A 21,325-nucleotide genomic window follows, 5' to 3' on the forward strand; every position below is an offset into this window, starting at 1 on the left:
CGCTTTCGCGGCCGGGCTACCGCCCGGACCCGTTCGGAGGCCAGCCTCCGAATCTCCAGTTTCCTTTTTTTCAATTGGTTGAGAAATAAAAGGGTCCGGGAAGCTGTGCTTCCCGGTTGGGGGAACGGGGGCAAACGCCCCCGAATGGGAGTTTTTCAGATCGTCGCCAGCATGTCCGTGGCGATTCCCATCGCCAAACCCGCTTCCGCCAGTCGGCGGTCGAGGGTGCAGAGAGTGGCTCCCCGCTCTCCGGCGATGGCAAGGTGCAAGGCGTCTCCTGCCCTCAGCCCTTGGCTATGGTCGTCGGCAAACCGCGCGGCAATGCGGAAATGGCTGCTCTGGACGGGCAGAGTCTGAAAGGACTCGGCCACCAAGCGATTGAACAGCGTCAAGGCGGCGGCACGGTGTTGAACCGTGAGCGCTCCGGTCCTGACCTTGATGGACAGGGCCGAGGAAAACTCCGTCACCACCCAATCGCTGATCGCCAAGTCGTCGGGATTTTGTTCGGAAAGCCAAAACTGAACCCGCTCGGTGGCGGCTTCGTTGGTCACGGCGGCCACCAGCAGCGAGGTATCCAGATACAGCATCAATAGCGGCTTTCGTCACGCATCTGACGCAGAAGCTCTCCGGCTCCGATTGTTTGCATCGGCATGGTGTCGGTCACGGCCCGCAACGCCGCCAATGCCACCGGACGGCGCTGGGCTTGAACCTTGGTCAAGTGGGCGACCGGCTTGCCCCTACGGGTGATGCAGATTTCTTCCCCGGCCTCGGCCTGGGCCACCAGTTCGCTGAGATGAGCCTTGGCATCGGCCAAGTTCACTGAGGTCATTCCAGCCTCCTATCTGACCAAGTAGTTGGTCACTTATACCGCCACCGTCCCCGGTGGCGCAACGGTCCCATGGGGCCGAGCCTTGAAATGCAGCCCCCTCAACTCAAAGGACGTCATCATGACCGATCCCATCGCGGAGATCGGCAGCCTTTCGGCTGTCGATTTCGATGCCGGAGCCTTGTTCAGCGGCCAGCCCTCGGGCCGTCAAATCAAGGGCTACGCGGCACCCTGTCGGCACACTCCCGCCATCGATCCCGACTACCTGTTCCCCGCAACCATGCGGGATCTGGTGGTGTGGTTCATGGGCGGGAGCGATCCCCTCTACCTCTTCGGTCCTACCGGCAGCGGCAAGACCAGCTTGTCCGCCAAGTGGCGGCGCGGCTGAATTACCCGGTGTTCGATGTCACCGGCCACGGACGGCTGGAGTTCTCGGACCTGGCCGGGCACCTGACCGTAGACAACGGTTCCATGCGCTTCCAGCACGGGCCGCTGGCCTTGGCGATGAAGCATGGCGGGTTTTGTTCCTGCTCAACGAGATCGACCTGCTGGACCCGGCCACGGCTGCCGGGCTCAACGGGGTGTTGGATGGTGCGCCGCTCTGCATCCCGGAAAACGGCGGCGAGGTGATCCCGCCCCATCCGATGTTCCGCTTCGTCGCCACCGCCAACACCAATGGCGGCTCCGATGGGACTGGGCTTTACCAGGGCACACTTCGCCAGAACCTCGCCTTCATGGATCGGTTCTGGCTGTGCGAGGTGGCCTACCCAGACCCCACGGCGGAAATCCAGATTCTTGAACGTCGGGCTCCGGCGCTGCCTGCCGATCTGCGCTCCACCATGGTCGAGTTCGCCAACGAGGTTCGCCGCTTGTTCATTGGCGACAGCGACGGCCAGCACCAAAGCATCGAAGTCACCTTTTCCACCCGCACCCTGATCCGGTGGGCCGATTTGACCCAGCGGTTCCAACCCTTGGCTCGTGCGGGCATCCAGCCCGTCACCTACGCCCTCGACCGGGCGCTGGGATTTCGCGCCTCCCCGCCGACCCGCGCCCTGCTCCACGAACTGGGGCAGCGGCTGTTTCCCTCCGCTTCCTAAAGGACCACTGCCATGACCAACACCATTCCCACCGACATCACCGTCTTGAAGCAACTCATCGCCCTGCGGCTGGATGTCAATATCTGGTCTGCCAGGAAGAAGCTGACCCCCGCCGATTTCGGCACCCTGGATTTGCCCCCGGAAAAGTTGGCCTCGCTGGGGAGCAAGAAGGTCTGCAATCCCGAGGATTTGCGGGTGTTCGCCACCCTCAAGGCCCGCGCCATTGCGCTGTTGGACCGTCACGGGGTGCGGTTCCTCGGTGGCTGGGCGCTTCCCGAAAACGCGGTCAAGCCGGTGAGCGAGGGACTGAACGTCATCGCGACCGACTTCGCCGCCGCCAAGGACTCCTTCCTCGCCCGCTACGATCAGGCCATCCAGGAATGGGTTAGCAACAATCCCGGTGGGAATCGCTGATTGCCCGCTCGCTGGTGGGGATCGACACCGTGCGGGCACGGCTGGGCTTCGCCTGGCAGATGTTCAAGGTCGTGCCGCCCAAGGGCCAAGCCGGGCAGACTCTGACCGAAGCGGTCAACACCCTTGGCGGTTCGCTGTTCGGGGAAGCCGCCAAAGTGGACACTTCTGGAAACTGGCGTCGTGGCTGCGACAGTAGAGCCGAGATGATACTCACAAGGGCCCCCTTGTTGAGCAGAGGCTGCGGAAGCCCAATGACATAATAAAATCCGCTCACACAAATTGTTAATAGTCATCGGCGCATTGCAACGCAGTTGCATTTGAAACAACTAATTTATATCACCCCCTCAAGAAGAGAGAAGACCGTCCAATGCGGTCTATTCTCTCTCCCGCTCGACGCGAGCGCCATATAGATTTGCTTTGTTTTATCCCCGCAATCGGCGCAGGCGGTCCAGATCGACCGAGCCGAGATCGGGATAGACCACCAGCGCACCGGTGAAATCGTCGCCTCCGGTATAGACGCTTTCGGTCACCACCACGTCCAGCCCAGCACCGCGAGCGGCCTGAACTCCGTGTGAAGAATCCTCGATCACCAGACACTTCTGCGCCGGAAGGCCCAACCGTTCCAGCACCATGACATAGACGGACGGATCGGGCTTTTTCTTCGGCGTGTCCTCGCCACAGACGATAACGTCGAACCAGTCGCACCGTCCCCCCAACAGCGCGACGATGTTGGCGCGGCTGGTGGTGGTCCCCAGAGCCAGCTTCAATCCCTCGGCCCGCGCCTGCTCGATCAACGGCTCGATCCCCGGCCGGAACGAAAGAGCCCCTTCGGTGACCAGACGAGTATAATGAGCAGTCTTGGCAGCATGCAGCGCGGCGACTTGGGCGTCGGATGTATTGGGAGCGAAGGCACGTAGACGCTCGCGCCCCCCCGCGACCTTCAACAGATCGCGATAGACCGGGCGATCCCAGTGCCAGTCGAGGCCGTTCTCGGCAAAAGCGTGATTAAAGGACTCGCGGTGAACTTCCTCGGTTTCGGCCAGGGTACCGTCAACGTCGAAAATCAGGGCAGCCAAAGTCATGGCGAGGGGCTCCAGTCCGGTGGGGCCAGTTCGAAACCGGCGAAGGAAAAAGCGGGCGAAACGGTGCAGCCAACCAAACTCCATTCGCCCAGCGGCTCGGCGGCCTGCCAGACCCCCGGTGCGACCACGCCCTGCGGAACGTGGCCGAGGCTAAGATCAGACCCCAAGATCACCGACCGTTCGTCCCGCCCGTCATCGGACAGACGCAGGTTCAACGGTGCCCCGGCATGGAAATGCCAGATCTCGGTCGCATCGATCCGATGCCAATGCGAACGCTCGCCTGCCCGCAGCAGGTACAGGATCGCGGTTCCGGCACCACGATCCTCCGGCACCTCGGGACAATGCCGCCACGTTTCGGCATAGTGGCCACCTTCGGGATGAGGACGCAGCCCCAGCCGGGCAATAATCTCGTCCGCTGTACTCATGCGACGGGTTCCGTCGCCGCGACCGACGGACGCCGCGACAAGGCGACATACCACGCTGCCAGGGCAGGATAACGGCTGCGCCACGACGTTTCAGGAAAACGAAAATCAAGATAGCCCAGGGCGGCGACGACCGCGATCTGGCCAATCTGGAACGTATCCCCCCAGGCGGAAACTTCGTCTTCCAACTGAGCCAGCCCACGGTCAGCGGCGGCTTCCTGCCGTGCGATCCAATCGGGCCAACGCTTCTCTTCGGGACGCATCGTCGTTTCGACCCGCTTCGCCAACAGCGCATCGAGGATACCGTCCGCCAACGCCTCCAGCCGCTTTTGCGTCCAACGGGCGCCGCCGGTGGCGGGCACCAGCTTCTGCCCATCATGGAGCGAATCGAGATATTCGCAGATCACCGGCGAGTCGTAGATCGCCTCGCCGCCATCGGCGATCAGGGCGGGCACCTTGCCGAGCGGATTATCGCGCACGACATCGGTGGCGGGGTCCCAGACATTGGTCGGAACCGCTTCGATCCGATCGACCAACCCGGCCTCGTGAGCGACGATCCAGACTTTGCGGGCGTAGGGAGAGGTGGCAGAGGTGCGCAGCTTCATCTTTGCCTCGTGCGGCCGAAGGGGAAACACAGGTTTGGCTGCCCAGGTCCGGGTGTCAAGAGCCGAACACGACAATTGCGCCCTAGGCACGGTGCCCGGCATGGGTCACAATCGGTACAGATTGAAGGCCCCCCTGGTGACGACGTTCTAAGGAGACCCCACCATGACCACCGCGACACCCCCCCGCGCCATTTTTCTGCGCGAGGTGGTCGGCACCTTTGCCGACCAGGCCCATTTCGAGTCGGCGGTGAACGCCCTGGTCCAGAGTGGCTTTGAACGCCATCGATTATCGGTATTGGCTTCGCACGAATCGCTGGACGTTGCGAACGGCGAAGAACGGTCCTGGCGCGACGGTCTGGTCGCCCTGGTCGGCGAGCTGAAATACGAAGGCCCGCTGGTCGCCGCCGGTCTGATCGCGATCGCCGCCGGTCCGGTCGGAGCCGCGATCGCCGGATTGATTGCCGCGGGAGTTGGTGGGGCCGCGATCAAGGAAGTCCTGGACGAGGTTTCCGCCCTGCCCGATTCCGCCGACTTCGCGCGCGCCCTCGCCGCCGGAAGCGTCATCTTGTGGGTCGGCGTAGATTCCTCCCAGGAAGAAGAAACCGCAACCGACCTGCTGCGCGCGGCGGGCGGAGCCAATGTCCACCTGTTCGAACGATCTGGCACCTTTCCGGCCTGACCTCCGACAAGTCCCCCCCAGACGGAGACGACGACGATAATGAGTACAACCTTTAACACGTCCAGTGCCAGCGAAGAGAAGTCCAAGGGATCCTCTGCCCTTGAACGAGACACATTGCTGATGCATGCCTCGGGACGCCCCGGCAAAATCGAAATCGTCCCGACCAAGCCGATGTCTACTCAGCGAGATCTGTCGCTGGCCTATTCACCCGGCGTCGCCTTTCCCTGTCTACATATCGCCCGCGACCCGTCACTGGCCTACGATTACACCGCGAAAGGCAATCTGGTCGCGGTGATCTCGAACGGCACCGCCGTTCTGGGACTTGGCGATCTGGGCGCACTGGCCAGCAAGCCGGTGATGGAAGGCAAGGCGGTTCTGTTCAAACGCTTTGCCGATGTCGATTCGATCGATCTCGAAGTCGATACCCACGATGTCGATGAGTTCATCAATTGCGTTCGCTATCTCGCCCCCAGCTTCGGCGGGATCAACCTTGAAGATATCAAGGCGCCGGAATGCTTCATCATCGAGCAGCGCCTGCGCGAGTTGATGCCGATTCCGGTATTCCACGACGATCAGCACGGCACCGCGATCATCTCGTCGGCTGGCCTGATCAACGCCCTGGACCTGACCGGCCGCGCCATGGCCGACACCAAAGTCGTCGTCAACGGCGCGGGCGCGGCGGGCATTGCCTGCCTTGAATTGATCAAAAGCCTGGGCATCCGTCATGAAAATGTGATCCTGTGTGACACCAAGGGCGTGATCTATCAGGGCCGTGCCGAGGGCATGAATCAGTGGAAATCGGCCCACGCGATCGACACGCCTGCCCGCACCCTGGCCGAGGCGCTGGAAGGCGCCGACGTGTTCTTCGGCCTGTCGGCCAAGGGCGCGGTGACCCAGGAAATGATCAAGACGATGGCGCCCCGCCCGATCATCTTCGCGATGGCCAATCCCGATCCCGAAATCACCCCGGAAGAGGTCAAGGCGGTGTGCCCCGACGCAATCGTCGCCACCGGCCGCTCGGATTATCCCAACCAGATCAACAACGTGTTGGGCTTCCCCTACATCTTCCGCGGTGCGCTCGACGTCCGCGCCTCGACCATCAACGAGGCGATGAAAGTCGCCGCCGCCAAGGCGATTGCCGCCCTGGCCCGCGAAGACGTGCCCGACGAAGTTGACGCCGCCTATTCCGGCCGCCGCCTCCGCTATGGTGCCGAATATATTATCCCGGTACCGTTCGATCCTCGCCTGATCTCCGCCATCCCGCCTGCCGTCGCCAAAGCGGCAATGGACAGCGGCGTGGCGCGTCGCCCGATCATCGATATGGTCGGTTACAGTCGTGACCTGTCGGCGCGGCTCGACCCGGTTGCCGCCGGACTTCAGGCGATCACCGAGACGGTTCGCGCCAATCCCAAGCGGGTGGTGTTCGCCGAGGGCGAAGAGGAAAAGCAGATCCGCGCCGCCGTTGCCTTCAGCAACGCCGGCTTTGGCCACCCAATCCTGATTGGACGCGAGGACCGCATCCGCGAAACGATGCGCGCGACGGGTCTTCCGGCGGCGGAATCACTCGAAATCGTCAATGCCCGCCTGTCGCCGAAGACAAAGGACTATACCGACCGTCTCTATCGCCGCCTTCAGCGCAAAGGGGCGCTGTACCGCGATGCCCAGCGACTGGTCAATCAAGAGCGCAACATCTTCGGCGCGCTGATGGTTGAATCCGGCGATGCCGACGCGATGGTCACCGGCCTGACCCGCAATTACTGGCAGGCGTTCGACGAGATCAAGCGGGTGATCGATCCGGCACCGGGCGAGCTGATGTTCGGCATGACCGTGTTCGTCGCCAAGGGGCGGGTGGTGTTCGTCGCCGACACCACGGTGTTGGAGCGCCCGACCCCAGTCCAGTTGGCCGACATCGCGGTGCAGACCGCGCACAAGGCTCGGCAGATGGGCCATGAACCGCGCGTTGCGATGATCAGCTATTCGACCTTCGGCAACCCCAGCAACAACCGCGCCGAGCGGGTCCGCGAAGCGGTCGATATCCTCGACGCCCGCAAGGTCGATTTCGTCTATGACGGCGAGATGAGCCCCGACGTCGCCCTCGATCCCGAACTGCTCAGCCACTACCCGTTCTCGCGGCTGAAGGAACCGGCTAACGTCCTGGTGATGCCCGGCCTGTACTCCGCCACCATCAGTTCGAAGCTGCTGCAAAAGTTGGGAGCGGTGCCAGTGATCGGTCCGATCCTGGTCGGCCTGTCGCATCCGATCCAGGTCACGTCGATGGACGCCAGCGCCAACGATATCGTCACCATGGCAGTGCTTGCCTGCCACGACGCCCTCAAGCGCGAGACGGTGAAATAGGACGGCGATGATCAAACGCAATCCCGCGACCGCTGGCCGGTTGCTATCGGTCGCGGTATTGCTGTCCAGCCCGACCGGAATCGTTCTTCTGGTTCTCGCCGTCCAGGGCGCGGTTCACGCATTGTGGGCCGTCCTGGTCTGGTTGGGGGTCACCGCGATTCTGGCGGTGCTGGTTCGGGCGCATCTGACCCGGCTGGCGGCCCTGGCCGAGTGGGTCCGCTCGATGGCATTGGGAGCCGAGCCGGGACCGCCGCCGGGGCGTGACGACATCACCCTGGCGGGAACCGCCATCGCCGTTGGCGGGCTGCGCCGGGTCTGGCAGCAAAAGACCGCCGAGTTGACCAGCACGGCACGCTGGAACGAAAGCCTGCTCGACAATCTGCCCGATCCGTTGCTGCTGCTTGATCCCAGCCGCCGGGTGGTCCGCGCCAACAAGGCGGCACGGCTGCTGTTCGGGCGGGAATTGGGCGGACGCGACATCACGTCGTTCCTGCGTCACCCTTCTGTACTGGAAGCGATCGAGGCGGTCCTAAGCGGCGCGTCCGGTCGGGAATGCGAGTTCACCCAGCCAGTGCCGCTCGAACGGGTGTTCCTGGCCCGAGTGGTCCGCCCCGTCGGCCTGCCCCCCGATGGGGCCGCCGCGATGCTGACCCTGCACGATATGACCGATTTAAAGCGAGTCGAGCGGATGCGGGCCGATTTCGTCGCCAATGCCAGCCACGAACTGCGTACTCCGCTGGCCGCCGTCGCCGGGTTCATCGAGACCCTGCGCGGTCCCGCCCGCGACGACGAAGAAGCACGCGACCGCTTTCTTGCCATCATGGCCGAACAGGCCCAGCGGATGAGCCGTCTGATCGCCGATCTGCTCTCGCTGTCGCGGATCGAGTTGAACGAACACACCCCGCCCAGCGAGAAGGTCGATCTCGGACGATTACTGATCACCGCCGCCGAAGTGCTGCGCCCGCTGGCCCAGGGCCGGGGAATGGAGATCGTCCTGGAGATCGCCCCCGACCTCGACATCATCGTCGGCCAGCCGGACGAGATGGCCCAATTGTTCCAAAACCTGCTCGACAACGCCCTGAAATACGGCCGCGAGAACAGCGCGGTCCGGGTCCAGGCCTGCGCCGCCGCGACAACCGATTTGCCGGTAAATGCCGGTCCGGCGCTGAAAGCAGGCCCGATCGTCAAGGTCTCGGTTCGCGATCAGGGCGAGGGCATTGCCCGCGAGCATCTGCCCCGCCTGACCGAGCGCTTTTATCGCGCCGACACCGCCCGCTCGCGTCGAATGGGCGGCACCGGCCTCGGACTAGCGATCGTCAAACACATCGTCAACCGCCATCGCGGTCTGCTGACGATCGACAGCGTTGTCGGCCAGGGATCGACCTTCACCGTCTGGCTTCCCGCCGCCGAACGGTGAGTGCCGTTCGCGTCTATGCCTCGGCGATGACCGGATTGCGCAGGATACCGATTCCCTCGATCTCGATCTCGCAGACATCGCCCGGACGCAGGAACAGCGGCGGTGTCCGCGCGATGCCAACCCCGGACGGCGTACCGGAAACGATGATATCGCCCGGCTCCAGAGTCATAACCTCGCTTAGAAAGACGATCAGAGCTTCAATGTCGAAGATCATATCGTCGGTGGTCGAGTCCTGAACCGTCTCGCCATTGAGACGCGCTTGTATCCGCAAGCCCGACCCGCCCGGCGGTAATTCGTCGGCGGTAACGAACACCGGCCCAAAGGCTCCGGTGGCGTCGAAATTCTTCCCCATCGTCCATTGCGTCGATTTGCCCTGATAATCGCGAACCGAGCCGTCGTTGAAGGCCGAATAGCCGACGACGTGATGCAACGCATCGGCTTTGGCGATGTGACGACCGCCGGTGCCGATCACCGCGACGAGTTCCGCCTCATAATCCAACTGTTCCGACGCGCGGGGGCGAACCAATGCCGCTCCGGCTCCGATCAGGGTCGAAGGAAAACGGACGAAGATCGTCGGATAGGTCGGCGCCTCCCGCCCGGTCTCGCGGGCATGGGCGGCGTAATTGAGGCCGACGCACAGAATCTTTCCCGGCTGCGACACTGGCGGAGCCAGGGTGACAGTGGCAAGATCGACCATTGGGGCCGCCAGCAGCGCCGCACCGACCTTGGCAAGATCGGCCCCCGCCTTGATCAGAGTCTCAAGGCTGCCGGGATAGCCGGTCTCGTCCTCGGTCAGGCCGTGGAACACGTCGTCCCCGGCGGCAGCGACGGCCAGTCCCGCCTGCCCGTCCTTGCGATAAACCGCGAAGCGCATCGTTTTGTCTCCAAGACATGGACCAAGATCAGGATAATGCCCGTTTTCCCCACAGCTTAAGGGAAAGAAATCCGGTGCAGCCCCGGCCAGTGACGTTTCGGCCAGTCCCGTGCCGGACGGGGATCGCCAACCAGCCGTTCGACCGTTGCCCAGAATGCCGGGCCATGATTCATCTTGACCAAATGAGCGACTTCGTGGGCAACGACAGAGGTCAGCACCAGCGCCGCTTCGGCCCGGAGAAAATCGAATACCCGGCGATATCGATCACCAGAGGCGGGTCGGCAGGCGCGTTCACTAGACCGCAACGCCGCCCGGCGTTACCTCCAGATTCAGGGCAGCGGCCATCAACGCACGGGTATAGGCGGTTGTCGGAGACGAGAACAGCCGTTCGGCCGGACCGGATTCGACAACGCGACCATCCTTCATCACCACCAGATGATCGGCCAGGGCACGGACCACCCGCAGATCGTGACTGATGAACAGATAGGCGATGTTATGGCGGGCCTGAAGATCGCGCAGCAGGGTAACGATCTGAGCCTGAACCGAGACGTCAAGCGCACTGGTCGGCTCGTCGAGCACGATGAAGGCGGGCTTGAGCACCAGAGCACGAGCGATGGCGATACGCTGGCGCTGACCGCCGGAAAATTCGTGCGGATAGCGATCGGCGGCGGTGGGATCGAGTCCTACCTCCTCCAACACCTGGGAGATCAAACGGCGGCGCTCGCGTCGATCGGCGGCCAGACGGTGCACCTCCAGCCCCTCGCCGACGATCTCCTCGACCGACAGACGGGGGGACAGCGAGCCGTAAGGGTCCTGGAACACCATCTGCATTCCCCGCCGCTTCGGGCGCAAATCGGCCGCGCTCATCCGGTCAATCGGCTCGCCGTTGAGGCGGATCGTCCCCTCCGATTTCAACAACCGCAACAGGGCAAGCCCCAGGGTCGTCTTACCCGACCCGGATTCGCCGACCACGCCGACAGTCTGGCCGCGCCGGACCTGGAGCGACACGCCGTCTACCGCCTTCAGATAGCCGATGGTCCGGCCGAACAGCCCCCCTTTACGCGGGAACCACACTTTAACGTCGTCGGCCGCCATCACTTCCGGTGCGTCGGCGGCGGGAGTCAGCGGATGGCCACCCGGCTCTGCCGCCAGCAGCTTGCGGGTATAGGCATGAGCCGGAGCGGTAAAGACCTGTTCAACCGGGCCGGTCTCGACGATCTCCCCCCCGGTCATCACGCAAACCCGGTCGGCGATCTTGCGAACGATGCCCAGATCGTGGGTGATGAACAACATCGCCATGCCGAAACGGGCCTGAAGCTCCTTCAACAGCGTCAATATCTGCGCCTGAATGGTGACATCAAGCGCGGTGGTCGGCTCGTCGGCGATCAACAGATCGGGCTGGTTGGCCAGCGCCATTGCGATCATCACCCGCTGGCGCTGGCCACCCGACAATTCATGCGGCAGCGCTCCCAGACGGCTTTGCGCATCGGGAATGCCGACCAGGGTCAGCATTTCCAGCACTCGGCGGCGCAGTTCCTCGCCGCGCAGCCCCTGATGCAGTTCCAAGACTTCGGCCACCTGCTTCTCGATCGAATGCAGTGGATTCAGCGAGGTCATCGGCTCCTGGAACACCATCGACACCCGCGCCCCCCGCACGCTCCGCAGCACCGGCTCGGATGCGCCAACCAGCTCAACGCCGTCCAGGCGGATGCTGCCGCGGGGATGGTGAGCGCGGGGATAGGGCAATAATTGCAGGATTGATAAGGCGGTAACCGACTTGCCCGACCCGGACTCGCCGACCAGAGCCAGGGTTTCGCCCTTCGCCAGAGTAAACGAGACGCCGCGCACCGCTTCGACCGCCTTGGGGCCGTCGCCAAAGGTCACCGACAGATCGTCAATGACGAGAATCGGGGGAGAAACACTCATCAGCGGGTCTTCCTCGGGTCAAAAGCATCGCGCACCGCCTCGCCCACGAACACCAGCAACGACAGCAACGCAGCCACCACCACGAATCCGGTCAAGCCAAGCCACGGTGCCTGAAGGTTCTCCTTGCCCTGGCGCAGCAGGTCACCGAGCGAGGCCGACCCTGGCGGCAATCCCAGCCCAAGGAAATCGAGCGCGGTCAACGACACAATCGACGAACTGAGGATAAAGGGCAGGAAGGTCAGGGTTGCCACCATCGCATTGGGTAGGACATGGCGGACCATGATCCGCCGATCCGACACCCCCAATGCGCGGGCGGCACGGACATAATCGAAATTGCGGGCACGCAGGAACTCAGCGCGGACAACCCCGACCAGGCTGGTCCAGGAAAACAGCACCAGCACCAGCAACAGGGTCCAGAAGCCCGGCGTGATGATCGAGGCGACGATGATCAACACCAGAAGCTCGGGCAGCCCCCCCCAGATTTCCAAAAAGCGCTGGAACAAAAGATCGGTCCAGCCACCGAAATAGCCCTGCACCGCCCCAGCGGCGACACCGATCGCGGCGCTGATCGCGGTCAGGGCCAGCCCGAACAGAATCGACAGTCGCAGGCCATAGATCAACCGGGCCAGCACATCACGGCCCTGATCGTCGGTGCCCAACCAATTGCCCTGTCCGGGCGGGGCCGGATGGGTTCCTCCCCGGTCGAAATTGATCGAGCCGTTGTTGAAGCGAATCGGCGGCCACAGCGCCCAGCCGTGAGACGCGATGTTGGCCGCGATCATCGGGTCGCGATAATCGGTAAAGGTCGAAAAATCGCCGCCGAATGTCGTCTCGGGATAGTCGCGCGCCACCGGCACATAGACCGCACCGTCATAGACCACCAGGATCGGACGGTCATTGGCGACCAGTTCGGCGGCCAGGGTCACGGCGAAGACGGCAAGAAAAATCCACAACGACCAGAAGCCGCGCCGGTTCCGACAAAAAGCGTCGAGGCGACGGCGATCAAGCGGCGACACTCTCATCGCCCTCAGCCCTCCCTTGTTTCAAAATCGATGCGGGGATCGACCCAATGCAGGGTGAGGTCGCCCGCGAGATTCAGCAGCAACCCCAGCAGACTGAAAGCGTACAGGGTGCCGAACATCACCGGATAATCACGGTTGCTGACCGCCTCGAACCCCAGCAGGCCAATCCCGTCGAGCGAGAAGATGATCTCGATCAGCAAAGAGCCGGTAAACAGGATGCCGACCAGGGCGCGGGGAAAGCCCGCGACGATCAGCAGCATCGCATTACGGAAAACATGGCCGTAGAGCACGCCGTTCTCGGTCAGCCCCTTGGCTCGTGCCGTGACGACATAGTGTTTGCCGATCTCTTCGAGAAAAGCGTTCTTGGTTAACATCGTCAGGCTGGCGAAACCGCCGACGACCAGCGCCGTCACCGGCAGCGCGAGATGGTGGAGGTAATCGAGCAGACGAGCGACGAATCCCGCCTCCTCCATCCCCGGACTGGTCAGACCGCGCAGCGGGAACCACGACAGATAACTGCCGCCCGCGAACAGCACGATCAGCAGGATCGCGAACAGGAATCCGGGCACGGCATAGCCAACGATTATCGCCGACGAAGTGGCGACATCAAAGCGCGAGCCGTCGCGAGTGGCTTTGGCGATCCCCAAAGGAATCGACACCATATAGATGATCAGCGTGCTCCACAGACCGAGCGACACCGATACCGGCATCTTCTCGATGACCAACTGGGTCACCGGCACATCGCGATAGAAGCTGTTGCCGAAATCGAAACGGACGAAGTTGCCGATCATCATCCAAAAGCGCTCGACCGGCGGTTTGTCGAAGCCGAACTGGCGCTCGATTTCCTTGATGAAGGCGGGATCAAGCCCCTGAGCGCCGCGATACGCGCTTGACCCGCCCTCCTGCCCGGCCCAGTTCTGCGACCGCATGCCACCGCTTTCCGCCCCCCCAGCGCCCGAGACTCGGGCCGCGGCATCGATCGCCGTTCCCTGGATCTTCGACAGCATCAGTTCGACCGGGCCGCCGGGAGCGAATTGCGCCACCGTGAAATTGACCAGAATGATGCCGAACAGAGTCAGCGGAATCAGCAGCAGACGCCGCAGGGTATAGGCGATCATTTCTTCTCTGCGTCCTTCGACCACCACGCCAGCGGACGCACCCCCGCCGCCGGAATAATGGCGGGACGGCCAAATTTATCCCACCACGCCACCCGATCGCTCGCCATATGCCATTGCGGAATCACGTAATGGTTCCACAACAGCACCCGGTCGAGTGCCCGGCAATATGCCACCAGGGTCTCGCGATCGGGGGCGGCAATGATCGCGGCAACCAGGGCATCGACGGCCGGGTTCTGGATTCCGGCCAGATTCTGCCCGCCGACTTCGGCGGCGGCCGTGCTCCCCCAAAAGCTCACCTGCTCGTTGCCGGGCGATTGCGACTGGCCCCAGACCTGAACAACCATGTCGTAATCGTACTGATCGACCCGGTTTTTATACTGGGCGGTATCGACGACGCGGACGTTGGCCTCGATCCCGAGGCGTTCCAGATTGCGGGCGAACGGCAGCGCGATCCGTTCCCAAATCGGCTGATTCAACAGGATTTCAAAGACGAACGGACGGCCATCCTTGACCAGCTTGCCGTTCTCAACCGTCCACCCCGCCTCTTCAAGCAGACGCATCGCCGCCCGCAGATTGGCGCGGATATTGCCGTCGCCCTCGGTCTCAGGCGGCTTGTACGTCGTGGTGAAAACCTGCGGCGGTACTTTGTCGCGCAGCGGCTCCAACACCTCCAGTTCCTTCGGCCCCGGCAAGCCGGTCGAAGCCATTTCGGAATTGGCGAAGAAGCTGGCGGTACGCTTGTACTGGCCATAGAACAGGGTCTTATTGGTCCATTCGAAATCGAACGCCAGCGCCAGCGCCTCGCGCACACGGGGGTCCTGGAACAGCGGACGGCGCAGGTTGTAGACATAGCCCTGCATCCCGGCGGGGCGCTGGTTGGGGAAGACTTCCTTGAAGCCGCGCCCATCCTTCAACCCCGACCAATCCTGATAGCCGGTGGCCCACTTTTTGGCCTCCATCTCCATCCGCCAATCATACTCACCGGCTTTGAACGCCTCCAACGCCACCGTCGTATCGCGATAGCTGTCATAGCGAATGCGGTCGAAATTGTACTGCCCCCGGCGCACCGGCAAATCAGTCCCCCAGTAATCCTTAACCCGGACCCAGGTGACGCTGCGGCCGGTCTCGAACGGCCCGGCCTTGTAGGGACCACTGCCCAGCGGCGGCTGCAAGGTGGTGGCGGCGAAATCGCGGCCCTTCCAGTAATGCTTCGGCAGCACCGGCAACTGCCCTAGAATCAGCGGCAATTCGCGATTGTCACCCGGCTTGAAGGAAAAGCGCACCTTCCGCTCGCCCACTTTCTCGACTTTATCGACGGCGGCGTAATAGAAGCGGAAGCGCGGATGCCCCTTGCTTTTCAGAATATCGAACGAAAATACAACGTCGTCGGCCGTGATCGGTTTACCGTCGTGCCAGCGCGCCTTGGACCGCAAGGTGAAGGCGACCCACGAGCGGTCGGCCGGCATCTCGATCGATTCAGCCAACAATCCGTATTCAGAGAACGGCTCGTCGGCAGATTCAATCATAAGCGTTTCAAACGGCAGTTCGGACCCGCCCGCAGCCTCGCCCTTGACGATAAAGGGGTTGAATGAATCCCATCCTCCGGTTTCAGACAACCGGATCTCCCCGCCCTTGGGAGCGTTGGGATTAACATAGTCGAAATGGCTGAATCCGGCCGGATATTTCGGGGCGCCGCGCATCGCCAGGCCATGCACAGGGGCAGGCGTCTCGGCTGCGCACAGGGTCGCGGACATGAACAGGCCAAGACTGAGGGCAAGGCAAAGGACGACAACATGGCGCATGCGATCACCGGATCGATTAGGACGGGGGCGGTCGAGTGTGGCCGGATTAATCGTCGAGGGCAAGCAGAGGTGATAGAGCAGCGTTGACGCAACGCCATTCGGCTGCGACCATATATATCGGGAGGAAGGGACGTACAGACCAATGACTATTGAAGCCGAAAGGACTCCCCCACCCGCATCCGAACCAAACGTCTTCGCAACCCTGCGCGGAGGCGGCCGGATTTGGGCGATCGGTGCCATCCGCGGCGAAGTCGCTCGCCTGCACGCACTTCACATCCGTCTGGCCGCCGAATGCAAGCCCGGAGATCAACTCGTCTATCTTGGCGATTATCTCGGCCACGGCACGCTGGTTCGCGAAACCGTCGATGAAATCCTGCTATTCCGTCGCGCCTACATCGCCCGCCCCGGCGTCGGGCTGGATGATGTCGTCTATCTGCGCGGCACCCAAGAAGAGATGTGGCAGAAGCTGCTGCAATTACAGTTTGCCCCCAATCCGGGCGACGTGCTGCGCTGGATGCTCGATCACGGTATTGGCCCGACCATCGCCGCCTATGGCGGGACTCTGGACGAGGCTTTTGTGTGCGTTCGCGACGGCACCCTGTCGCTGACCCGTTGGACCGGGCTGTTGCGCCAGACGATGCGGACCTATGATGGCCACACCGCGCTGATCAGCGTGCTCAAGCATGCCGCCTTCACCGACGATTCCACCCTTCTGTTCACCCATGCCGGACTCGATCCATCACGGCCACCGTCGGCCCAGGGGGATTCGTTCTGGTGGGGGTCCTCCGCCTTTTCAACCATGTCCGAGCCGTATTATGGCTTCAAGCTGGTGGTACGCGGCGCCGATCATCGTAGCGGCGGCGTGATGCTCGGCACCCACATCGCCACGCTCGATTCCGGTTCGGGCTACGGTGGGCCGCTGACAGCCGCCTGTTTCGGCTCAGACGGCAATATCCTTCAATTGATCGAGGCCTGACGTCCGATGCGTTATCTCTCTCTTCCGCTCTGCACCGCCGCACTTCTGCTGGCAGCCCCCGTATCCGCCCCGGCCCAGAGCTGGTCCGACCTCGGCAAGGATCTGTTGAAGCAGCAATTGGAACGGCAACGTCCCGCCGAAACCACGACTTCGACCGCCGCCCCCACCCCCATCACCACCACCGCTTCGACCGAGGAAATCGGGTCCGGTCTCAAGGCGGCACTGAAGCAAGCCGCCACCCAGGTTACCGGCCGGTTGGGCAAAACCGATGGCTTCAACGCCGACCCGCTGGTTCATATCCCCCTTCCCGGTAAGCTGGCTCCCCTGCGCTCGGGGTTGGCCCTGGCCGGTCAGTCTGGATTGCTCGACGATTTAGAGGTGCGGCTGAACCGCGCAGCCGAAGCGGCGACGCCCGAAGCCCGCGAGATCTTCCTCACCTCGCTTGACAAGATGAGCCTGGACGACGCCCGCACCATCCTGAGCGGCCCCAAGGATTCCGCGACCCAATATTTCAAACGGACGATGACGCCTGACCTGACCGCCGCGATGCGTCCGGTAATCCAGTCCGAACTGTCCAAGACCGGAGCGATGACGTCATACCAGGCTCTCAGCGCTGCCGCCGGAGCGCTGCCTCTGGTCGGACAGGCATTGTCGGGCGGGCCGGAGCTGTTGACCGATCACGTGCTTGAGCGGGCGCTGGGCGCGATCTTTACCGGCATCGGCAAAGAAGAAGCGGCGATCCGTACCGATCCGGCCAAACGCTCGACCGACCTGCTGAAAAAAGTCTTCGGCGGCTGAGGGGACAAGCGCCTCATATATCTTTGTTTTTCCCATTTTGGCCAACATGGGTAGTTGACGAGGGGGCTGCTTCGGATTATTCATTCCGGTTCAGCAAGGATTTCCGGCTGCCCCCTCTCCAACGATTGCGCCATGCGAGACACTGTAGAGCCCCCCGCCCCCGTCAAACATTCCTACACCGTACCCTGCCCCAGCGTCTTTCGTGACCGGGTTGAGGCTCTGGCGGCGCGGCGGCGTGTCAATGTCGCCGACATCGCCCGCTCGATCCTGCTGGTTCTGCCGGTCGAAGCCATCGCAACCTTTCCCGATCCCGGCGAACCGCCGATGCACGACCGCGAAACGGTGGTGCTGAAATCCGGCCCGGCCGAAGGTCGCCCGTGGCGGCGCAAGCCGCGCCTGCAAATCCGCATGGCCCCTGGTTTTGATATCGAAACGATTCGCCGCGCCCTCGGTCTCGCGCTGGCGCTGGACGATGGCGGCTTGGCATTACGGATCGACGACCCGGCCGCTGCTCCACCGCCACCACCGCCCGTCGCCGAACCAGCCGGTGAGACCTTCCCCAAAGTCGAGCGGCGGCGCGGCGTCAACGAGCAGAGCAAGGCTCTGGCCGCCGCCACCGAGGAAATCGAGCGGCTGAAGGCAATCATCAACGTTCTATCGTTCGAGGTTCTGCCCAGTGGGGTGCAGACCCGCGAGCAGGCTCTGCACATCCTGGGCTTCCCCCCCCGGTCTCAATCCCGACCGTCGGATGGTGAAGGCAAAGTTTCGGATGCTGGCGACCATCCATCATCCCGATAGCAGCCACGGCAACCATCTGCGGATGAGTCAGCTTAACGCCGCGATCGATCTGCTGCGCAACGGCTAGAACGGTCGCCTACTGGCAGGCTTTATAGGACTGCACCACCTCGTTCTTGATAATCTTGGTCTGGGCGGAGAACCCGCCATAGCCCCGCTTTGAGATCGTCGTCAGCAACTCGCCGATATTCTCGCAAAACCCGTCGGTCAGCGGAATATTCCGGGCATACGTAACGATGCTGCCGTCGGCGTGGTTCTGCTTGGCCTGCCAATCTTTGGGAAACTCGCGCTGCCACGCCTTTTTGCGGCGAGCCACGGCGGCGCGGAACTTGGCACCGTTCGCCTCTTCGAACGTATCCCAGGTCTTGACCGAATCCGGCAGGAAACGACCCTGGCAGCGCCGAGCCGCCTCTCGCAGATAGATACCGTGACGTACCTCCCGCTCGGATGTCAGTTCGGGGCCGGTGAAACATTGCTTTGGCTTGGGTGCCGCCAGAAGCGATGAAGACAGCACGGGCAGCATCAGCAGGACAAAGACGAGAACTCGGATCATGGCTGCTCCGATCCGGGGGACGAGAGAGCCACTATGCCACAGCGCAGCCTGCCCCGACACTCTCTGGGGTAGGCCGATCCGGCGTGATAGGATGCCTGATCCGGCTTCTCCAGGGAGACTTCGATGAGTTCGTTCCCCGCCTTGATGCTAAACGAGGAAGATGGCTCGGTTCATGCCTCGGTCCGTGCCCTGACCGATGACGATCTTCCCGCCGGCGAGATCACACTCCGTGTTGCCTATTCGACCCTGAACTATAAGGACGGAATGATCCTGAACGGCTTAGGGCGGCTGGTGAAATCCTATCCCCATATTCCCGGCGTTGACTTCGCGGGCACGGTGGAATCATCGGACTCCCCCGCCTTTCGCCCCGGCGACAAGGTGATCTGTGGCGGCTGGCGGGTTGGCGAGCTGTATTGGGGTGGCTATGCCGGAAAGGCACGGGTAAAAGCCGATTGGTTGGTGCCCCTGCCCGCCAAGCTGACTCCGCGACGGGCGATGGCAATCGGTACTGCCGGACTGACCGCGATGCTGGCGGTGATGGCGCTGGAGGATGCCGGTCTGACACCCGCGACCGATGGCGAAGTGCTGGTCACCGGAGCGGCCGGAGGATTAGGGAGCATCGCGGTTCTGCTCCTCTCGCGGATGGGCTACAACGTCACCGCCTCGACCGGCCGGGCCAGCCAGCGTGACTATCTGCTCTCGCTTGGCGCGACGACGATCATCGACCGCGCCGAGATCGCCACACTCCCGACCAAGCCGCTACTATCCGAGCGCTGGGCAGGGATCATCGATGGCGTTGGCGGCTCCACCCTGTCGCACGTCCTATCCTCGCTGCGGGCACGGGCGGCGGTCGCGGCTTGCGGCAATGTCGGCGGGGTTCGTTTCGAAGGCAACGTGCTGCCGTTCCTGCTGCGCGGTATCTCCCTGCTCGGCATCGATGCCGTCATGTGTCCGACACCGCGCCGAATCACGGCATGGGCACGGCTGGCCGAGGTGTTGCCACTCGACCGGCTCGATATATTGACATCCGAAGCCCATCTGGCCGACTTGCCCAGCCTCGGCGCCGGCATCCTGAAGGGGCAGGTCCGTGGGCGCGTCGTGATCGATCCCCATGCGGTCTGATCGCCTGTCGCGCCGGGCGGTTCTGGGCGGCCTGCTTGCCGGAACCATCCTCCCCGCTTCGTCCTCCTGGGCGGCGGGGAGCACCGCGGGTCTATTTCTCCACCCCAGTCCGATTCCGTTGCCACCACTTAATATGCAGGACGGTGACGGCAAATCGGTTGGGCTGGACTCCTTGCGCGGAAAGGCAGTGTTGCTGAATCTGTGGGCGAGTTGGTGCACCCCCTGTGTCGCTGAACTCCCCGCCCTCGACCGGATGAAGCCATTGCTGGCCCGCACCGGGCTGGCAGTGGTGGCACTGGCGATCGATCGCGGCGGGGTGGCGACCTGCCGCGCCACCTTCGCTCGTCTCGGCATTCAATCGTTGGAGATTCGGACCGGCGACCCTCGCATCCTGACTGAAGCGCTGGGAGCCCGCGTGCTGCCGATCACGCTTCTGATCGACCGAAAGGGGGATGAAGTCGGGCGCGTCATCGGTGCCGCCGATTGGGAGGGGGCCAGCGCGGTCCGTCTGCTCGCGGCACTGGCCGAAGGCCGCCCGCTCTCTCCCGACATGGCCCCCACTATCGGCGGAGGAAAGCGGTAAGTTTCACCGCATCGCACTCAGATCGAGTTCCGTCCCCTCACGCACGACGAACGCGCCGTCCCAGGTGGCAGCGGCAGCGGCGGCGATGTCGTCCAGAGTACGGTCATCGTGATTGGGGTCGTGGTGGGACAGAGCCAGCCGTTTGACTCCGGCGGCACGGGCCAGCCGGATCCCCTCCTGCCAGGTCGAATGACCCCAGCCCCTGCGGGCCGGAAAGATCTCGTCGGTATAGGTGCTGTCATAAACAGCCAGATCGGCCCCGGCCATCAGGTCGAGCACCACCGGATCGAGGCGGCCAGGACGATGCTCGGTATCGGTGATAATAGCGACGACCCACCCCGCCCCCTCGATCCGATAACCGCAGGCACCGCCGGGATGGTTCAGCGGCGCGGTGTGCACAGCCACTCCCGGCAGCGGCGTCAGCACCGTGCCGATTGAGAACCCGTTGATCGAATCGATACCGGACATCAGCGACAACGGCACAGGAAAACCGGGCGGCTGCATTTGCCGGTCAAGCGCCAGGGCTGGACCAGCACCGTCATCGAGGCGCGGCCCGTGGATACGCAGGCAAAAGGACGGATCGAAACCGGGGGCGAAGAACGGAACTCCACAAATATGGTCCCAATGATAATGGGTCAAAAACAGATGGGCCTCGGTCAGTCCGTCGCGGCGCATTGCGACACCCAGCCGCCGCAGGCCGGTCCCTCCATCGAAGATCAGGACCCGTCCGCCGAGAGTGAGTCCGACGCAGGTGGTATTGCCGCCATACAGACTGTTTTCCGGTGACGGGCTGGCAATACAGCCCCGCACCCCCCAGAACGTTACCCGCACGTCCATTGCGCTTTTCTCCGCCCTGGCC

At 63.1% G+C, this 21,325-nt stretch carries 23 protein-coding genes and 1 pseudogene; 11 read left to right on the forward strand and 13 right to left on the reverse strand.

What is annotated here, in order from left to right:
• Window positions 1-155 precede the first annotated feature (155 nt).
• Window positions 156-587: a type II toxin-antitoxin system VapC family toxin gene (locus tag PHAMO_RS05345; protein WP_002727182.1), complete on the reverse strand. Its 432-nt coding sequence runs from the start codon at window positions 585-587 to the stop codon at window positions 156-158.
• The gene (locus PHAMO_RS05350) at window positions 587-829 is read right to left on the reverse strand and encodes a type II toxin-antitoxin system Phd/YefM family antitoxin (RefSeq protein WP_002727183.1); all 243 of its coding nucleotides are present in this window, start codon (window positions 827-829) and stop codon (window positions 587-589) included. Before PHAMO_RS05350 ends, PHAMO_RS05345 begins: the two co-directional genes overlap by 1 nt.
• Before the next feature lie 118 nt (window positions 830-947).
• On the opposite strand from PHAMO_RS05350, the gene PHAMO_RS19830 reads away from it, so the two are divergent.
• The 3 genes and pseudogenes from PHAMO_RS19830 to PHAMO_RS20370 all read left to right on the forward strand — a co-directional run bounded on the left by PHAMO_RS19830 (window position 948) and on the right by PHAMO_RS20370 (window position 2,597).
• Window positions 948-1,214 carry a hypothetical protein gene (locus PHAMO_RS19830; protein ID WP_002727184.1) on the forward strand — a complete coding sequence of 89 codons (267 nt, stop codon included), beginning with the start codon at window positions 948-950 and terminating at the stop codon, window positions 1,212-1,214.
• Between the two features lie 133 nt (window positions 1,215-1,347).
• Window positions 1,348-1,923, forward strand: a complete 576-nt coding sequence (locus PHAMO_RS19835) for a CbbQ/NirQ/NorQ domain-containing protein (protein WP_002727186.1) — start codon at window positions 1,348-1,350, stop codon at window positions 1,921-1,923.
• A 12-nt stretch (window positions 1,924-1,935) separates the two neighbouring features.
• Window positions 1,936-2,597: pseudogene (locus PHAMO_RS20370) on the forward strand (DUF3150 domain-containing protein).
• Between the two features lie 162 nt (window positions 2,598-2,759).
• Here the strand turns inward: PHAMO_RS20370 and PHAMO_RS05365 are convergent.
• Genes PHAMO_RS05365 through PHAMO_RS05375 form a run of 3 tightly spaced genes read right to left on the reverse strand, consistent with a single transcriptional unit; the run spans window position 2,760 to window position 4,446 of the window.
• Window positions 2,760-3,419: an HAD-IA family hydrolase gene (locus PHAMO_RS05365; protein WP_002727194.1), complete on the reverse strand. Its 660-nt coding sequence runs from the start codon at window positions 3,417-3,419 to the stop codon at window positions 2,760-2,762.
• Window positions 3,416-3,844 (reverse strand): cupin domain-containing protein, encoded by a 429-nt coding sequence (locus PHAMO_RS05370; RefSeq protein WP_002727196.1) that lies wholly within the window; start codon window positions 3,842-3,844, stop codon window positions 3,416-3,418. The genes PHAMO_RS05365 and PHAMO_RS05370 overlap by 4 nt, the downstream gene beginning before the upstream one ends.
• Window positions 3,841-4,446, reverse strand: a complete 606-nt coding sequence (locus PHAMO_RS05375; protein WP_002727198.1) for a glutathione S-transferase N-terminal domain-containing protein — start codon at window positions 4,444-4,446, stop codon at window positions 3,841-3,843. The genes PHAMO_RS05370 and PHAMO_RS05375 overlap by 4 nt, the downstream gene beginning before the upstream one ends.
• Window positions 4,447-4,609: 163 nt before the next feature.
• Here PHAMO_RS05375 and PHAMO_RS05380 point away from each other — a divergent pair, with 163 nt between their 5' ends.
• The 3 genes from PHAMO_RS05380 (at window position 4,610) to PHAMO_RS05390 (ending at window position 8,897) form a co-directional block, all read left to right on the forward strand.
• A complete protein-coding gene (locus tag PHAMO_RS05380) occupies window positions 4,610-5,125 on the forward strand; it encodes a hypothetical protein (protein ID WP_002727200.1) in 516 nt (171 codons plus the stop codon).
• A 120-nt stretch (window positions 5,126-5,245) separates the two neighbouring features.
• Window positions 5,246-7,480: an NADP-dependent malic enzyme gene (locus PHAMO_RS05385; RefSeq protein WP_051002370.1), complete on the forward strand. Its 2,235-nt coding sequence runs from the start codon at window positions 5,246-5,248 to the stop codon at window positions 7,478-7,480.
• 7 nt (window positions 7,481-7,487) lie between these two features.
• On the forward strand, window positions 7,488-8,897 hold the full coding sequence (locus tag PHAMO_RS05390; protein WP_002727204.1) for an ATP-binding protein: 1,410 nt from the start codon (window positions 7,488-7,490) through the stop codon (window positions 8,895-8,897).
• Window positions 8,898-8,910: 13 nt separating this feature from the next.
• Here PHAMO_RS05390 and PHAMO_RS05395 read toward each other — a convergent pair whose 3' ends face one another.
• Genes PHAMO_RS05395 through PHAMO_RS05420 form a run of 6 tightly spaced genes read right to left on the reverse strand, consistent with a single transcriptional unit; the run spans window position 8,911 to window position 15,639 of the window.
• Entirely contained in the window at window positions 8,911-9,771 is an 861-nt protein-coding gene (locus PHAMO_RS05395) for a fumarylacetoacetate hydrolase family protein (protein ID WP_002727206.1), read from the reverse strand.
• 56 nt (window positions 9,772-9,827) lie between these two features.
• Window positions 9,828-10,076: a YgjP-like metallopeptidase domain-containing protein gene (locus PHAMO_RS19975; protein ID WP_002727208.1), complete on the reverse strand. Its 249-nt coding sequence runs from the start codon at window positions 10,074-10,076 to the stop codon at window positions 9,828-9,830.
• A complete protein-coding gene (locus PHAMO_RS05405) occupies window positions 10,066-11,697 on the reverse strand; it encodes an ABC transporter ATP-binding protein (protein WP_002727210.1) in 1,632 nt (543 codons plus the stop codon). Before PHAMO_RS05405 ends, PHAMO_RS19975 begins: the two co-directional genes overlap by 11 nt.
• Window positions 11,697-12,719, reverse strand: a complete 1,023-nt coding sequence (locus tag PHAMO_RS05410) for an ABC transporter permease (protein WP_002727212.1) — start codon at window positions 12,717-12,719, stop codon at window positions 11,697-11,699. Before PHAMO_RS05410 ends, PHAMO_RS05405 begins: the two co-directional genes overlap by 1 nt.
• Window positions 12,720-12,724: 5 nt before the next feature.
• A complete protein-coding gene (locus tag PHAMO_RS05415) occupies window positions 12,725-13,837 on the reverse strand; it encodes a microcin C ABC transporter permease YejB (protein ID WP_040566206.1) in 1,113 nt (370 codons plus the stop codon).
• Entirely contained in the window at window positions 13,834-15,639 is a 1,806-nt protein-coding gene (locus PHAMO_RS05420; RefSeq protein ID WP_002727214.1) for an extracellular solute-binding protein, read from the reverse strand. Before PHAMO_RS05420 ends, PHAMO_RS05415 begins: the two co-directional genes overlap by 4 nt.
• Before the next feature lie 142 nt (window positions 15,640-15,781).
• On the opposite strand from PHAMO_RS05420, the gene PHAMO_RS05425 reads away from it, so the two are divergent.
• The 3 genes from PHAMO_RS05425 to PHAMO_RS05435 all read left to right on the forward strand — a co-directional run bounded on the left by PHAMO_RS05425 (window position 15,782) and on the right by PHAMO_RS05435 (window position 18,211).
• Window positions 15,782-16,615, forward strand: a complete 834-nt coding sequence (locus PHAMO_RS05425; RefSeq protein WP_002727215.1) for a hypothetical protein — start codon at window positions 15,782-15,784, stop codon at window positions 16,613-16,615.
• Window positions 16,616-16,621: 6 nt separating this feature from the next.
• The gene (locus PHAMO_RS05430) at window positions 16,622-17,413 is read left to right on the forward strand and encodes a DUF4197 domain-containing protein (RefSeq protein ID WP_002727216.1); all 792 of its coding nucleotides are present in this window, start codon (window positions 16,622-16,624) and stop codon (window positions 17,411-17,413) included.
• Window positions 17,414-17,545: 132 nt separating this feature from the next.
• Window positions 17,546-18,211 carry a hypothetical protein gene (locus PHAMO_RS05435; protein WP_002727217.1) on the forward strand — a complete coding sequence of 222 codons (666 nt, stop codon included), beginning with the start codon at window positions 17,546-17,548 and terminating at the stop codon, window positions 18,209-18,211.
• A gap of 76 nt (window positions 18,212-18,287) precedes the next feature.
• Here PHAMO_RS05435 and PHAMO_RS05440 read toward each other — a convergent pair whose 3' ends face one another.
• On the reverse strand, window positions 18,288-18,761 hold the full coding sequence (locus PHAMO_RS05440; protein WP_002727219.1) for a hypothetical protein: 474 nt from the start codon (window positions 18,759-18,761) through the stop codon (window positions 18,288-18,290).
• A gap of 123 nt (window positions 18,762-18,884) precedes the next feature.
• Between PHAMO_RS05440 and PHAMO_RS05445 the strand changes: the two genes are divergently transcribed.
• Together PHAMO_RS05445 and PHAMO_RS05450 are read left to right on the forward strand one after the other, a co-directional pair.
• Window positions 18,885-19,883, forward strand: coding sequence for an MDR family oxidoreductase (locus PHAMO_RS05445; RefSeq protein WP_002727220.1), 999 nt, complete (start codon window positions 18,885-18,887; stop codon window positions 19,881-19,883).
• Window positions 19,873-20,466 (forward strand): TlpA disulfide reductase family protein, encoded by a 594-nt coding sequence (locus PHAMO_RS05450; protein ID WP_002727222.1) that lies wholly within the window; start codon window positions 19,873-19,875, stop codon window positions 20,464-20,466. The genes PHAMO_RS05445 and PHAMO_RS05450 overlap by 11 nt, the downstream gene beginning before the upstream one ends.
• A 3-nt stretch (window positions 20,467-20,469) precedes the next feature.
• Here the strand turns inward: PHAMO_RS05450 and PHAMO_RS05455 are convergent, their stop codons facing one another.
• Window positions 20,470-21,303, reverse strand: a complete 834-nt coding sequence (locus PHAMO_RS05455) for an MBL fold metallo-hydrolase (protein WP_002727223.1) — start codon at window positions 21,301-21,303, stop codon at window positions 20,470-20,472.
• Window positions 21,304-21,325 lie beyond the last annotated feature (22 nt).

This window comes from Magnetospirillum molischianum DSM 120 (assembly GCF_000294655.1).
In the GTDB taxonomy this organism is placed as follows: Bacteria; Pseudomonadota; Alphaproteobacteria; order Rhodospirillales; family Magnetospirillaceae; genus Phaeospirillum; species Phaeospirillum molischianum.